The 15,076-nt window shown below is 68.2% G+C and carries 11 protein-coding genes; 3 read left to right on the top strand and 8 right to left on the bottom strand.

Going from position 1 to position 15,076, the window contains the following annotated elements; genetic code table 11:
* Nucleotides 1-120 precede the first annotated feature (120 nt).
* Complete coding sequence (locus tag AB0H61_RS38140; RefSeq protein WP_357313604.1) at nt 121-1,524, top strand: MATE family efflux transporter; 1,404 nt, start codon at nt 121-123, stop codon at nt 1,522-1,524.
* A 37-nt stretch (nt 1,525-1,561) separates the two neighbouring features.
* Nucleotides 1,562-2,443: a putative PEP-binding protein gene (locus tag AB0H61_RS38135; RefSeq protein WP_357313602.1), complete on the top strand. Its 882-nt coding sequence runs from the start codon at nt 1,562-1,564 to the stop codon at nt 2,441-2,443.
* A 23-nt stretch (nt 2,444-2,466) separates the two neighbouring features.
* On the opposite strand, the gene AB0H61_RS38130 is transcribed toward AB0H61_RS38135, so the two are convergent.
* The 3 genes from AB0H61_RS38130 to AB0H61_RS38120 form a co-directional block, all read right to left on the bottom strand.
* A complete protein-coding gene (locus tag AB0H61_RS38130; protein WP_357313600.1) occupies nt 2,467-3,042 on the bottom strand; it encodes a TerD family protein in 576 nt (191 codons plus the stop codon).
* A 110-nt stretch (nt 3,043-3,152) separates the two neighbouring features.
* A complete protein-coding gene (locus tag AB0H61_RS38125) occupies nt 3,153-3,632 on the bottom strand; it encodes a hypothetical protein (protein WP_357313598.1) in 480 nt (159 codons plus the stop codon).
* Between the two features lie 119 nt (nt 3,633-3,751).
* Nucleotides 3,752-4,210, bottom strand: a complete 459-nt coding sequence (locus tag AB0H61_RS38120; RefSeq protein ID WP_357313596.1) for a flavodoxin domain-containing protein — start codon at nt 4,208-4,210, stop codon at nt 3,752-3,754.
* Nucleotides 4,211-4,764: 554 nt separating this feature from the next.
* On the opposite strand from AB0H61_RS38120, the gene AB0H61_RS38115 reads away from it, so the two are divergent.
* On the top strand, nt 4,765-6,189 hold the full coding sequence (locus AB0H61_RS38115; protein ID WP_357313640.1) for a stealth family protein: 1,425 nt from the start codon (nt 4,765-4,767) through the stop codon (nt 6,187-6,189).
* Nucleotides 6,190-6,193: 4 nt separating this feature from the next.
* Here AB0H61_RS38115 and AB0H61_RS38110 read toward each other — a convergent pair whose 3' ends face one another.
* The 5 genes from AB0H61_RS38110 to mfd all read right to left on the bottom strand — a co-directional run bounded on the left by AB0H61_RS38110 (nt 6,194) and on the right by mfd (nt 13,898).
* Nucleotides 6,194-7,147: a phosphodiesterase gene (locus tag AB0H61_RS38110; protein ID WP_357313594.1), complete on the bottom strand. Its 954-nt coding sequence runs from the start codon at nt 7,145-7,147 to the stop codon at nt 6,194-6,196.
* A 165-nt stretch (nt 7,148-7,312) separates the two neighbouring features.
* Nucleotides 7,313-7,933, bottom strand: coding sequence for a TetR/AcrR family transcriptional regulator (locus AB0H61_RS38105; protein ID WP_357313638.1), 621 nt, complete (start codon nt 7,931-7,933; stop codon nt 7,313-7,315).
* A gap of 247 nt (nt 7,934-8,180) precedes the next feature.
* Nucleotides 8,181-9,281, bottom strand: coding sequence for a glycerol dehydrogenase (locus tag AB0H61_RS38100; protein WP_357313592.1), 1,101 nt, complete (start codon nt 9,279-9,281; stop codon nt 8,181-8,183).
* A 157-nt stretch (nt 9,282-9,438) separates the two neighbouring features.
* Complete coding sequence (locus AB0H61_RS38095; RefSeq protein ID WP_357313636.1) at nt 9,439-10,068, bottom strand: MazG family protein; 630 nt, start codon at nt 10,066-10,068, stop codon at nt 9,439-9,441.
* A 161-nt stretch (nt 10,069-10,229) separates the two neighbouring features.
* Entirely contained in the window at nt 10,230-13,898 is a 3,669-nt protein-coding gene (gene mfd, locus AB0H61_RS38090) for a transcription-repair coupling factor (RefSeq protein WP_357313590.1), read from the bottom strand.
* Between the last annotated feature and the right edge of the window lie 1,178 nt (nt 13,899-15,076).

The raw sequence follows: 15,076 nt of genomic DNA, 5'->3' as shown, positions 1-15,076 counted from the left end.
CGATCCCATACCGCTCGGCCGACGGAGAGGTGCGATGAGTCCCGTGACAACCCCCGGCGTGTGGCGTGCCACGACGGAACAATCGCAGGTCAGCGGGGTCCGGCGCGCGGAGGTGGCCGGGTGAACCTGTCCGCCTTCCGCGCCGACGGGCGGCGGCTCACCGCGCTGGCGACGCCGATCGCGCTGACCCAGCTCGCGCAGATCGCGGTGTCCACCACCAACATCGCGCTGATGGGCACGCTGGGGGTTCGCCAGGTCGCCGCGGGTGGGCTGGCCATCGTGCTGTTCAACCAGATCCGCACCATGTGCGTCGGACTGATCACCGGCACCGGTAATCAGATCGCGGGCGCGGTCAGCGCCGCGGGCAAACGCGGGGACTCGGCCGACAACGAGGTGCGTGATGTGGTGCGATCGAGTTTCCTCATCGCCACCCTCGCCGGTCTGCTGGGCGGGGTGTTGCTGATCGGCCTCGGCTGGTCGTTGCAGTGGCTCGGCCAGGACGCGGGCGTGCTCGCCGACGCGCGACCGCTGATGGTGGCGCTGGCGCCCGGCCTGCTGCCCTGCCTATGGTTCCAGGTGCTGCGCCAGTACACCGTCGGCATGCAGCGTCCGCAGGCGTTACTGCTGGTGACATTGGGCTCGGTCGCGCTGAATCTGGTGCTGGCGCTTGCCCTCATGCACGGCTGGGCCGGACTGCCCGCACTCGGGCTGACCGGCATCGGTGTCGCGACCTCGCTGGTCTTCCTGATCACCTTCGGCGTCTTCTGGGCCATGGTGCACCACGACGCCGAACTCGGCCGGACACTGGCCATCCGGCCGTGGCCGGTGCACCGTTCGACGGTCCGGGCCGAGCTGAAGCTGGGTACCCCGATCGCACTCACCTACGGCTCCGAGGCGGGCATGTTCTCGGTGCTCGCCCTGGTGATGGGCAGCTTCGGGCCCGCGGCGCTGGCCGCGCACAATGTCGTCTACCAGATCATCTACATCGTCTTCCAGGTCGCCATCGGACTGTCGCACGGTGCGTCGATCCTGGTGAGTCACGCGGTCGCGCGCGACGAATACAGTCACGCGCGGGCGCTGGCCTGGCTCGCGCTGCGACATGTGGCGGTGGTCGCCGCCGTGACCGGCGTGGTCTACGCCGTCGCGCCGAATCTTGTGCTGCGGCCATTCCTCGAGCCCGGTGACACCGCCACCATCGAGATCGCGCACACCCTGCTGCTGATCGGCATCGTGCTCCAGTTCTTCGATGCCGCGCAGAACATCGGCACCGGCCTGCTGCGCGGGCTGAAGGCCACCAACGCGGGCTTCCGGTTGTCGCTGATCGGCTACTGGCTCGTCGGCCTGCCCAGCGCCCTGCTGCTCGCGTTCCCGTTCGGTCTCGGCGCCGCCGGGGTCTGGTGGGGTCTGACCGCGGGCTTGGCCACCACCGCCACGCTGATGCTGCGCCGCTACTTCGCGCTGCTCGACACCGAGGAACGGGCCGTACCGCAGCTGATGCCCGAAACCCTTTCCAGCCCCGGATAATCCGGATCCGGCGGGGTCGCTTGGTAGACTGTCCGAAATGCGGCAATCCCTGGCCTTGAGCTATGAGCGAGTCTCCGCGGATCTCCTGGAACACTTCGACGGCATCGGTCTGGTGCGCGGCGAATACGTATTCCGGGCCGCGGGCAGGTATCCGACCGACGAATCGGTCACCGAATATCTGGAGCCGTACCTGGCGGAGCTGGCCGCGCAGGCGCCGGGCACCATCTGGTACCGCACCATGGAGGCCGACACCGCCGAATGCAATGTGCTGGACGGTGTCGAGGAGATCATCGTCGAGTCGCAACGGCTGGTCGGGTTGCGCGGGATCCGCCGCTCGCGCCGATTTCCCGACGCATTCGTCGCCGAATTGGCGGGCATCGCCCGGGCGCGGCGGGCGGGCGCGGAGATCGGAGTGATCTTTCCGTTCGTCACCTACGTGGACGAATTGGCATGGGCGATCGAGCAGACCCGGCAGGTCGTCGGCGACTGCCCGGTCGCGACGATGATCGAAGTGCCGTCGCTGCTGGTCGAATTGGATCGGGTGCTGGCCACCGGGGTGTCCCGGGTGGTGATCGGCTGCAACGATCTGTCGTCGCTGCTGCTCGCACAGACGCGGGCCGAGCTGCGGCCGGTGCGCCCCACACCGCCGCTGGTGCGCGCCATCGAGCAGATCGCCACCGCGGCGCGGGCCGCGGGCGTCACGACCGCGGTCGCCGGATACCTGCACGCCGACCTGGTCGCGGCCTGCGCGCAGGCCGGCGTCGACGAATGCGTACTGCACTACTCGGATCTCCCCGAACTGTTCGGGGAGCGCTGGGCGGGGCTGCCGGACCTCGGTGTGCTGCAAGCGATCAAAGCCAAGACCCGCGCCGATATCGCGGCGGCCGCGCAGCTGGCAGCCGGTCGGCGCATACGCTGAGCCGACCGACAGTACCGGCTATCTCAGATATTCACACCGTAGTCGCGGGCGATCCCCGCGAGACCGGAGGCGTAGCCCTGGCCGATGGCACGGAACTTCCACTCACCGCCGTGCCGGTACAACTCGCCGAAAACCATTGCGGTCTCGATCGAAGCGTCCTCGGTCAGGTCGTAGCGGGCCAGCTCCGCGCCGGTCGAGGCGTCGACCACCCGGATGAAGGCGTTGCGAATCTGACCGAACGACTGGCCGCGGGCGTCGGCGTCGTGGATCGAGACCGGGAAGAAGATGTTGGTGATCGTCGGAGGCGTGGCCGCCAGGTCGACATTGATCGTCTCGTCATCGCCTTCACCCTCACCGGTGAGGTTGTCACCGGTGTGCTCGATGGTGCCCTCCGGCGAGCGCAGGTTGTTGTAGAAGATGAAGTGCTGATCCGACAGCACCTTCAGGTTCGGTCCGGTGGCGAGCGCGCTCGCATCGAGGTCGTAATCCGCCCCGGTGGTGGTGCGCACGTCCCAGCCGAGTCCCACCGAAACCTTGGTCAGGTTCGGGGCCTGCTTCGACAGCGAAACATTTCCGCCCTTGGCCAGTGTGACGCTCATGATCCCCTTCCGCTCGGCGCGTCCGCGCCGCCTTTCTTCACGATTATTACCGCTGTTCCGTTGTTGTTGTGCCGGTTTTTATTTGGTGCCCGCCTTGTTGCGGTCTCGGCTCAGTCGGAATTATCGGCCCACTCGCGCAACGTGGCCACCCGGCCCCGCAACGCTTGCAATTCGGTCGGGTCGAGGACCGTGCGCTGAATACCGTCGGCCACCTCGAACGCGGACTGCCGGTGGTCATCGATCACCTCGACATCGATACGCACCGCTACGTAATCCGCGGCGTCCGGCATCTCCTCGGCGACCACACGGGCGGTGCCGCGCGCACAGAGCGCGACATTGCCACCGCCGAGAATCAGCAGTGCCACTCCGGGCCGCTCGCGCAGCCGGGCCAGGGAACCGCGATCGAATTTGAGGCTGAGCAGGATGCTCCGGTCACCGGCGCGCACAGGCCAGGAGACCGGAATCGCATGGGGTGCGGGATCGGTGGTGACCAGTACCGCAATCGTTTCCAGGGGCCATTCGGGTAGGACATCGAGTTCGGGATGATCGGTCGAGTGGTCTTGTTGCGCGGGGCTCACTCCGGCTGCCATCTTCGTCACCTCATGGATCGTCGCGCGCGACGGGCTGTGCCGCGCTACCCCAGCAGTCTAAGGCGCTGCGCCCCTTCGTCGCTGGCGCTGCGCTCTTTGTCCGAAGTGATTCCGGGTGATTATCGCGCGGAGGCGAACACGAGGATCGGCAGTGCGCGCGCCCAGTCGCGAGCCATCTCCCCGGGGCGTACCCCGGTCGATGCGTCGTGACGCCCGTGCTCGCCGACCTGGGTCGCACCGCGGTCGGTCAGCCGCTCCGCGGCAATCTCACCGCCGCGGTTGAAAGTGTCGCCGTAGACCGAATCGCCGAGTCCGAAAACCGCGAAACGCAACCCGGTCAGATCGGGTGCGCGCGCATCGAGCGCGTCGAAAAACGGTTCCGCGCCGGTGGGCAATTCGCCATCGCCGTAGGTCGAGCAGACGATGACATGGAAGTCGTGCGCGTCCAGATCATCGACATCGAAGTCGGTCATGTCGTAGACCGACACATCGTGGGCACCGGACAATTCCGCGGCAACGCCGTCCGCGACGCCCTCGGCGGTTCCCATTTCCGAACCGAACAGAATCACAACCCGCATCGCGCCTACTCCTTCCACACCGTCCGGCGAGCGCCGGGATCAGGTCATACTTCGGCTAGGCTAGCCTAAGTTGGACTCGAGTGGGGTTCGCGCCCATCCTGTCCGGGACACCGGTCGCGTTTCCGATTGACGGACGCCGACATCGGATGCATCATTCGTAGGAACGCCCTGTTCATCAGGAGTTCATGTCTTCGCCGGCCGATGATTGTCCGGCCCTGCGTGTTGATCCCACCCGCGCTCGGTCGACCTGCCGCGGACCCGGATCAGCACCTCCCCGAATGACACATGAGCGTCTGAACGCGAGTGAGGTGAGAACGAAATGCTGAACCGATCGCCTGGACATCGAACGACCAATTCGTTCCTGCCTTATCGCACCGTCCCCAATCCCTGACTACGACCGCGCCGGACGCGGCGCCCCCGGCCGACGCACACACGTCGGCGGGGTCGCCGTCCGATTTCCGGCGCGGTGCCCCGGCATATGCCGATCGAACGACCCGACGGATGGGGAGATGAGCATGGTGGATATGGGAGCAGCGGACCCCCGGATGGTGGATATGGTCGCCCGGCCGACGGCGAGCAATCTGGTGGTTTCGGACACGATGAGCACGGATCTGGGTTACCTACGGGCCGAACTGGCGGTGGCCGAGATCCCGTTCCTGCTGGTGCGCGATTGCGGGCACCGGCTGGTGCTGGCCGTCGACGCCGCCCACCGGACCATGGTGCAGCGGGTGCTCGCGGCCGCGCAGGCCGCCGGATTCGCCTGGGCCGAGGTGCGATACAACGTCTTCCGGCTCGGCCGCGATGCCGATCCGGCGCATCACATCGAACTCGAACTGTGGGAATACCACGGCGACACGGTCGAATGCCCACGACCGAACGCATTGACCCGCCGCGTCTTCGACCTCGCCGATGTGACACGGACCGAAGTCCGGCTGTTCGACCGCAACTGGCCGACATTGACCGATATGTTCGCCCCGCATCCGACCGATGTCGACTTCGATATCGACATCGTCTTCTCCTGGGTGGACGGCTCCGATCCCGAATTCCGTGCTCGCCGTTCGGGAATGCTCGCACAGGTGGTGGTCGGCGAGGGTGACGACGCGGACGCCCGCATCCGGCAGATCGACGAGTTGAAGTACGCGCTGCGGTCGGTACACAAGAACGCGCCCTGGATCCGCCGCATCTTCATCGCCACCGACTCCGCGGTCCCGGAATGGCTTGCCGACCACCCCGCGGTCACCGTGGTGCGGGCGGTGGATCACTTCAGCGACACCAGCGAACTACCCACCTTCAATTCCCATGCGGTGGAATGCCAACTCCAGCATATCGAGGGACTCAGCGAGCACTTCCTCTACTCCAACGACGATATGTTCTTCGCCCGCCCGACGCGGCCTTCGATGTTCTTCACCCCGGCCGGTATCAGCCGCTTCATCGAGGCCGACACCCGGATCGGGCCGGGACGAAACAACGAGCGGCGCAGCGGATTCGAGAACGCCGCCCGGGTGAACCGCGCACTGCTCGCCGAACGCTTCGGGCACGTCATCACGCGGCATCTGGAGCACACCCCGGTCCCGTTGCGGCGCAGCGTACTACTGGAAATGGAGGACGAGTTCGGCGGCGACTTCGCGCGCACCAGGGCCAGTCGATTCCGTTCCGCCACCGACATTTCTGTTACGAACTCGCTGTACCACTATTACGCGCTGCTGACCGGCCGCGCGGTACCGCAGGAATCGGCGCGCATGCGATACGTGGATACCACCGGTCGCGCCGGGCTCGCCTTGCTGGCCGGGCTCGCGGAACGGCGCGACGTCGACTTCTTCTGCCTGAACGACGGCAGCTTTCCCGAGGTCACCGAAGCCGAACGGGTGCAGGCGGTTTCGCAGTTCCTGGCGGACTACTATCCGGACCCCGCCCCGTGGGAGCGGATCGGGCTGGTACCGCACAGCGCCATCGCGGAATCGGAGCCCGGCGCGGCCTGACCGATCAGCGCACCGCCTCGTCATCCGACTCGGGGGTGGGCTGCGGACGCCGCATGACGTGCGGGATGCGGGTAGCGGGCGGGATGACGATACCTTCCTCGGCCAGTCGTCGCGCCGCCTCCACCGGCGTTGCCGGGTCGCCGACGGTCGGTCCTCGATCGATCGGAACCACCGAATGCACCACGGTATCCGGGTAGATGTGCACGTAGTTGAAGGCCTGGGCACCGTCGCGGCCACGCAGTCCGCCCGCGGCGACACCGAGATCCTGGGTGTAGCAGCTGGCGGACGCCACCGAGACCGGGATACCCGCGAAGGTCGCGTAGGTCGAGAAGTGCAGGTGCCCGGCCAGGATCGCGCGGACATCACTGCCGTCGAGCACGTCGGCCAGCCTGCGCTGCTCGCGCAGTTCCACGGTGACGGCGAGGTCGAGCACACACGGTACCGGCGGATGGTGCATGGCCAGAATGCTGCCGAACGGCGCGGGCTCGGCCAGCACCGAGCGCAGCCAGGCCAGCTGGTCGTCGGTGAGCTCGCCGTGGTGGTAGCCCGGCACCGAGGTGTCCAGGGCGATGATGCGCAATCCATCGATCATGTGCACCCGGTCCAGCGGCGCCGTCGACGCGCGCTCGTCGAGCAGTCCGCGCCGCAATGCGGCGCGATCGTCATGGTTGCCGGTGACCCATACGATCGGGGCCCCCACATGCCGCGCAAACGGTTCCACGATGGCGCGCAACTTGTCGTAGGCCTCCGGCTCACCCCGGTCGGTGAGGTCGCCGGTGAACACGATCGCTGTCGGCCGGATGCGGGCGGCCGCGGCCTGATCCAGCAACTGCCGCAGCCGCTCGTCGGCGTCGACCGCGCCGTAGAGCGCGCCGTCACCGGCGATCAAATGAGTGTCGCTGAAGTGGAACAACACGTGGTTCGGCCGCGGGTGCTCCGCGACTCTGCTGATGGGCACCGGACCGAACGTCCCTCCCGGCGGTTGCCCGCCATTGGCTTCGGGGTTCCAACGCCAGAATAGCGAAGGCCTACCGAAGGGTTTCCCGACGCACGGTGACAACATGCTTGCGGGTAGATGAGAGTTCGGTGTCGAGTCGCTCCGTGTTAACACTTCGCGGGCAGCTCACACCCGGTTGTCGAGCAGCAACCGGCAGGCGAGGGTCTGCCAGTCCGCTATGTGCGGATCGGTGCGGGGATCGCGCGGCTCCAATGCGTAGGTCAGCGCCACACCGCGCATGCTGGTGTTCAAGATCTCCCTGACCATCGGATAGGACGAGTTCGCGCAGAGTTGCGGACCGAAGAAGCCGTCGGTGCACGAGCGCACCAGCGCGCCCATGGCATGTTCCTGCGGCACCAAGGCGGTGCGCAGTTCCTCGTGCGCGCGACCGGCGATCCACAGTTCGATGGAGGCCCAGAAGTACGGCTGGGCGTAGGTGGCCCACAGGGTGTCGATCGCGGCGGCAATCCGCTCGCGCGGGTCGGCGGGCCAGTCGGTGCGGGCGCCGAGGTCCCGGAAACGTTCCACCGCGAGGTGGTGCACCGCTGCCACGAGCAGGGCATCGCGGGACGGGAAATGATGGAGCAGACCACCGCGAGAGGCATTGGCCTGCCGCTGGATTCGCACGGTGGTCGCCTTGGCGTAGCCCTCCTCGGCGAGTACGGTGACCGCGGCGTCGAGGATGCGGCGCTTACTCGACCTACTGCGCTCCTGGGTGGCGCGCTTACCTTCGATCGCGGGCGGCATATTCCACGTGCGCGGACCATTCCCCGCGCGCGGCCCATCGACGGAAAATCCCGCGTCCGGCTCCCGCGCTTCCGAGGGGCCGCCCATAGTCGACATCCTTCCGCTCGTCGGTCGTACGCGCCGGTCACCTGCCGCGCGGTTCACCATTGTTCCAGCTCATAGGCACCCTCGAAGTTCCCGGCGGGTCCGGCCGTGAGACGCCTGACGGTGGATCCGGCGTCGAGAGCGGACCGGAGACACCGGCCGATCAACGCGCCGCGGCGGTACCGAGGGCGTCGGCGGCGCGCATGGCGTCGAGCACCATCGGCGCGTCCACGTCGAACGGCTCGTTGTGGATGGTCTCGTCGGGGCCCGTGGCGCGGGTTGCGATGGCGGACAGGGTTGCGTGGTCGGGATCGGCCAGGCCCAGTGCGGCGAGCGTGGTGGGGAGGCCGACCTCGGCGCAGAAGTCCAGGGCCGTGGTGATCTCGTCGGACGGTGCGCCTTCGAGGACCAGTTGGGTGATGACGCCGAAGGCGACCTTCTCGCCGTGCAGGTAGGCGTGAGTCGGTGGGGCGGCGGTGAGGCCGTTGTGGACGGCGTGCGCGGCGGCGAGACCGGAGGATTCGAATCCGAGGCCGGACAGCAGGGTGTTCGCCTCGACAATGCGCTCGAGCGCGGGCGTGACGGTCCGGGCGCGGACGGCCGCGAGTGCGTGCGATCCGTCGGCGAGCAATGTGCGGTAACACAATTCGGCCAGGGCAGTGGCACTGCGGGTGGAGGCGCCGCCGCGCATATTGCGCACATGCGCCGTCGTGCAGGTACGCGCCTCGAACCAGGTGGCCAGGGCGTCACCCATGCCCGCGGCGAGCAGCCGGGACGGCGCCCGCGCGATCACCGAGGTGTCGACCAGCACCAGCGCCGGATTGCGGTGACCGAGCTGATAGCTCTCGACCTGTCCGTCCTCGGTATAGATCACCGACAGCGCGCTGCACGGCGCATCGCTGGAAGCCGTTGTCGGGCAACTGATCATCGGCAGCCCCAGATCATCGGCGACCGCACGCGCGGTATCGAGCACCTTGCCGCCGCCCGCGCCGAGCACCACGGTGCTGCCGCTCTGCCGTACCGCCGCGGTGACCCGGTCGATCTCGGCGCGGCTGCACTCACCGCCGGAACGATGCACGGTGAAGTCGATCTTCGCCTCGGTCAGCGACCGCTGCCAGACATCGGTCAGCAGCCGATGCGCACTCCCGCCCGCGACAATCGTGACCGGCCCGCCGATCCCGAGCCGAACCATCTGCGCGCCGAGCGCCGCCGTCGCATCGCGCCCCTGCACGTAGTGCCCCGGCGACGAAAACACACTCAGCATCCGATACCTCCCGATCCCGGGCCGCACCGGTGTCGCCGCACCCCGACGCACACCCAACGCCCGCCAGCCGACTCTTGTGGCCAACGCTACGCGCCCCGCGGCTGCCTCCGCGCCGAGTTCCCGCAGGTGAGGCTCCCCTCGCCACACCGCGCCGCGGTCAGGACCAGTACCTGCGCCAGTCAGCACCGGAGAGCGGCGAGCGTTGCCCGCGGTCCGCCTCGGCGGCGTCCTCGGCCGTTCGGACGGCGGCGGCGAAGGCCAAGGTGGCCTTGCGGAGGCGTTCTTCCGCGCTGTCCGGGCCGCCGAGGTGGACAATGCGCAGGTCATCCGGCACCAGATCGGCGGGCAGGCCCGCCTTCGCGCTGCGGGCGACCACCTTTTCGGCCAGCGCCAGCGCGGGTTGCGCCATGGCGATGCCGTCGAGGCAGGACCGGCGGGATTTCTCGGCGGATTTGCGCTCCTCCCAGGCGGCTTCCTGGGCGGCGATCTTCTCGGCCACGGTGGCGCCGGGGTCGATCGGCGAGTCGATCAGATGCGGGCTGCGGTTGACGAGTTTGGCGACCAGGGCGGCGGCGACGTCATCGACGGTGAATTCCCCCGCGGCCTGCGCGATCCGGGAGTGGAAGAGAACCTGGAGCAGAAGATCACCGAGTTCTTCCTTGATGGTCTCGGCATCGTCGTGCTGAATGGCGTCGAGCAGTTCGTAGGTCTCCTCGAGCAGATAGGGGCGCAGCGAGTCGTGGGTTTGGGTGACCTCCCAGCCCCCGAAGCTCCACAACCGGTCCATCACCTCGACGGCATCGGCCAGACCGGCGGCGACCAGCGCGGTATCGGTGTGGTCCGGCACCGATCGGGCCGACGCCCCGTCCGCATCGGTCGGCCCGGCGGCATCGCTACGACCGTTGCCCGTGTCGGCGTGCCGCCCCCCGGCCGCGTCGCGGTCCGGACTCATCGGCTCGGCGACGTCTCGGTCGCGACGGTGAGATCCACCGCGCCCTGGGCTTTTCCATCCAATGCGAGCAGCAGATCGGCCACGAATTGCAGCAGCTGCACATCGCGCACCCGGTCCGCGCCCACGCTGTCCTCGACCCGGGGCAGCGGCAGCTGCACCACACCGCTGGCCGCCTTGTAGCCCGCGCTCGGGTAGAGCCGCTTGAGCCGCAACTGCTTGGAATCGGGCATGCCGAGCAGCGGCGAGATCTTCAGTGTGGTTCCGGTGACGGCGATTTCGGTGACGTCGTATTCGCGGGCCAGCAGCCGCAGCTTCGCCACCGAGACCAGGCGACCGACCTCGACCGGCAGCGGGCCGTAGCGGTCGACCAGCTCTTCGACGACGGCGGCGAGCGCCGAATCATCCTGGGCGGCGGCCAATTTGCGGTACGCCTCCAGGCGGAGCCGGTCGCTGGCGATGTAGTCGGGCGGGATGTGCGCGTCGACGGGCAGGTCGATGCGGACCTCCTTGACCTCCTCGGTGGTGATCGGCTTACCGTCGGCGGCGGCCCGGTAGGCCTCCACCGCCTCGCCGACCAGCCGCACGTACAGATCGAAACCGACGCCCGCCACGTGACCGGACTGCTCGGCGCCCAGAACGTTACCCGCGCCGCGGATCTCGAGATCCTTCATGGCGACCGCCATGCCCGCGCCCAGATCGGAGTTCTGCGCGATGGTGGCCAGCCGGTCGTAGGCGGTCTCGGTGAGTGGTTTCTCCGGCGGGTACAGGAAGTAGGCGTACCCGCGTTCCCGGCTGCGTCCGACGCGACCGCGCAACTGATGCAGCTGGGAGAGGCCGAGCGCGTCGGAGCGCTCCACGACCAGGGTATTGGCGTTGGAGATATCCAGACCGGTCTCGATGATGGTGGTGCACACCAGCACGTCGAACTCGCGCTGCCAGAAGCCCTGCACGGTCTGCTCCAGCATGTCCTCGTTCATCTGACCGTGCGCGACCACCACCCGCGCCTCCGGTACCAGATCGCGAATCCGCTTGGCGGCCTTATCGATCGAAGACACCCGGTTGTGCACGTAGAAGACCTGGCCGTCACGCAGCAATTCGCGCCGGATGGCGGCGGTGACCTGTTTGTCGTTGTATCCGCCGACGTAGGTGAGCACCGGGTGACGTTCCTCGGGCGGGGTGAGGATGGTCGACATCTCGCGGATGCCGGCCAGGCTCATCTCCAGGGTGCGCGGAATCGGGGTGGCGGACATGGTCAGCACGTCCACGTGGGTGCGCAGCGCCTTGATGTGTTCCTTGTGCTCGACACCGAAGCGCTGTTCCTCGTCGACGATCACCAGGCCGAGGTCCTTCCACCGCACCCCGGTCTGCAGCAGGCGGTGGGTGCCGACCACGATATCGACCGAGCCGTCGGCCATACCCTCGAGCACCTGGCGCGAATCGGCGGGATCGGTGAAGCGGGACAAGCCCTTCACGGTGACCGGGAAGCCCGCGACCCGTTCGGTGAAGGTCTGTAGATGCTGTTGCGCCAGCAGGGTTGTCGGCACCAGCACGACCACCTGCTTACCGTCCTGCACCGCCTTGAACGCGGCGCGCACCGCGATCTCGGTCTTGCCGTATCCGACGTCGCCGCAGACCACGCGGTCCATCGGAACCGCCTTCTCCATATCGGATTTGACCTCGGCGATGGCGGTCATCTGGTCGACGGTCTCGGTGAACGCGAAGGCGTCCTCCATCTCCTGCTGCCACGGGGTGTCGGGACCGAACGCATGTCCGGGCGCGGCCTGCCGGGCCGCGTAGAGCTGCACCAGCTCGCCCGCGATCTCGCGAACAGCCTTGCGCGCCTTGCGTTTCGTATTGGCCCAGTCGGAGCCGCCCAGCTTGGACAGGCTCGGCATTTCGCCGCCCACGTAGCGGGAGAGCTGGTCCAGTGACTCCATCGGCACGAACAACCGGTCGCCGGGCTGGCCGCGCTTGCCGGGTGCGTACTCGATGACGAGGTACTCGCGGCGCGCCCCGCCGACCGTGCGCTCGATCATCTCGACGAACCGGCCGATGCCGTGCTGGTCGTGCACCACCATATCGCCCGCGTTCAGGGCCAGCGGGTCGACCTGATTGCGGCGCTTGGCCGGCAGTCGCTTGCCCTCGGCGGGTGCGGTGACCCGGTTACCGGTGAGATCGGATTCCGCGACGATCACCAGGCCCGCGTCGTCGAAGACCAGGCCGTCGTGCAGCGAACCGCAGAGCACGCCGACCACCCCGGCCGCCGGTTCAGCGCCCGTACCGAGTGCGGCGGCCGGCACTTCGGCATCGGCGAGCCGCTCCAGCACACGTTGCGCGGTGCCGTGACCGGCGACCACCACCACCGCGCGCCCACCGGTTGCCACATGCGCCCGCAGCGAGGCGAAGATGGTCGCCACCAGTTCGTCGGAGCCGCGGGCCGCGGGCCCGGCCAGCACCGGAAGCACCACCTCGGCGGGATCACCGGAGGTGAGCGGGCTCAGACTCCACCACGGCAGCCCGTGCCGGTCGGCGCTCTCGTGGATCTCCGGCAGCGCGCGGTAGCCCGAGGCCGCCAGATCGAGCCCGTGCCCGCCCAGTGGCGCGGCGTCACCGAAGGAGGCCGCGGTCCAGGACGCCTCGAGGAACTCCTCGCCGGTGCGCACCAGGTCGGCCGCGCGGGTGCGGATCTTCTCGGGATCGCAGAGCACGATATGCGTGCCCTCGGGCAGCACCTCGGTCAGCAGCCGCAGCTCACCGGGTTGCAGCACCGGCAGCAGCGCCTCCATCCCCTCCACCGGGATGCCCTCGGTCAGCTTTTCCAGCATTTCGACCAGCGCCGCGTCCGCGGCATTGTCCACCGCGACCGCCGCGGCACGCTCGCGCACCGCCTCGGTCAGCAACAGTTCCCGGCACGGGGTCGCGACGACGACATCCACCTCGACATCGGTGAGGGAGCGCTGATCGGCGACCGCGAACGGGCGCAGCTCGGTCACCTCGTCGCCCCAGAACTCCACGCGCACCGGATGATCGGCGGTCGGCGGGAAAACATCGAGAATGCCGCCGCGCACCGCGAACTCACCGCGCTTGCCGACCATGTCGACCCGTGTGTAGGCGAATTCCACCAGGCGCGTGAGCAATTCGTCGAAATCGAACTCCGCGCCGATGCGCAGCACGATCGGCTCGATATCGCCGAGCCCCGCGGCCATCGGCTGCATCAACGAGCGCACGGTGGTCACCACCACGCGTAGCGGCTCCGGGAACACCGGATCCGCCCGCCCGTCGCTCGACCGCCGCCCCTCATCGAATCGCTCCGCGATGCCGTAATCCTGCGCGAGCCGCCGCAACACCTCCAGCCTGCGTCCCACCGTGTCCGCACCGGGCGACAGCCGCTCATGCGGCAGCGTCTCCCAGGACGGGAACTGCGCGACCGCGCCACCGAGCATCTCCGTCAACTCGACGGCCAGGTCGTCGGCCTCGCGCCCCGTCGCCGTCACCATCACCAGCGGCCGTTTCGCCGCGATGGTCGACGCGACGAACGGTCGCACCGCGGACGGCGCGACCAACTCCACCGATGACTTGCCCACCAGGTCGGCAACGGTCCGCAGCGCGGCGTCGGCACCGGCCACCGCGGCCAGTCCTGCGAGAGGTGGACGGTGGGAGGACATCGACATCTCCTGAGCGCAGGCGGGGATTTAGAACAGCCAACCGAGTCTAAACATCACCGCCGACACCCCGGTCACCACTACTGGCAGTCGAGCGCACGACCACCCGTCACCCCACCACCCCTGCTAGGAACTCATCGACCGAACGCACCCAACCACCGCGGAGTGAGTCCCACGACGACCCGCCCGCAGCAATGAACACAACCCGGCCTTCACCTCCGCACCCTGCCCAGCCCCGCACGGAGCGTGCCTTACCAGCGACGATCTCGCGTCCGCGCGCAGGCGCGGCCATTGGGTCCAGCCGAGCGGCCGAAGCGCCCGCGACAAAGTCACGAGTCCCGGCCGCTCCGACGCAAGACATGCAGGCCGCAAACCCGCTGCTCAACCGCCGACCCAGCCCCGCACGGGCCGAGTCTGCCGAGCGACCGATCACGGCCAACTCGCCAACGAGCACCCGAAGCACACACGACGAAGTCGCAAGTCCCAATCGCTCGCTCGCAAGCCATGCAGACTACGAACCCGCTGCTCAACCGTCCGGACCCAACCCAGCCCCGCACGAAGCGAGTCTCACGGCCGACCCGATCACAGCCAGCTCAGCTCACTGCCGAGCGCCCGAAGCACACGCGACGAAGTCGCAACCCTCGGCCGCCCGACACAAGACATGCTGGCCGCGAACACGCTGCTCAACCGTCGACCAGCCCCGCACCGACCGAGTCTCACGAACAACCCGATCACAGCCAGCTCACTGCCGAGTGCCCGAAGCGCAGCGACGAAGTCGCAAGCCCCGACCGCTCAGACGCAACACATACGGGCAACGAACCCGCCGCTCAACCATCCGCCCCCAACCCAGCCCCGCACGGAGCGAGTCTTACGAGCGACCGTTCGCGGCCGTCTCGCTGCCGAGCGGCCGAAGCGCACGCGACGAAGTCGCAAGCCCCGACCGCCCGGACGAAAGCACACAGGCTGCAAACCCGCCGCTCAACTATCCGCTCCCAACCCAGCCCCGCACGGAGCGAGTCTTACGAGCGACCGTTCGCGGCCGTCCCGCCACCGAGCGGCCGAAGCACACGCGACGCAGTCGCAAACCCCGACCGCCCGGACGAAAGCACACAGGCTGCAAACCCGCCGCTCAACTATCCGCTCCCAACCCAGCCCCGCACGGAGCGAGTCTTACGAGCGAC

The organism is Nocardia sp. NPDC050710 (assembly GCF_040654375.1).
In the GTDB taxonomy this organism is placed as follows: Bacteria; Actinomycetota; Actinomycetes; order Mycobacteriales; family Mycobacteriaceae; genus Nocardia.
The sequence above is the reverse complement of the archived record's forward strand: the minus strand, read 5'-3'. Positions and strand labels throughout refer to the sequence as shown.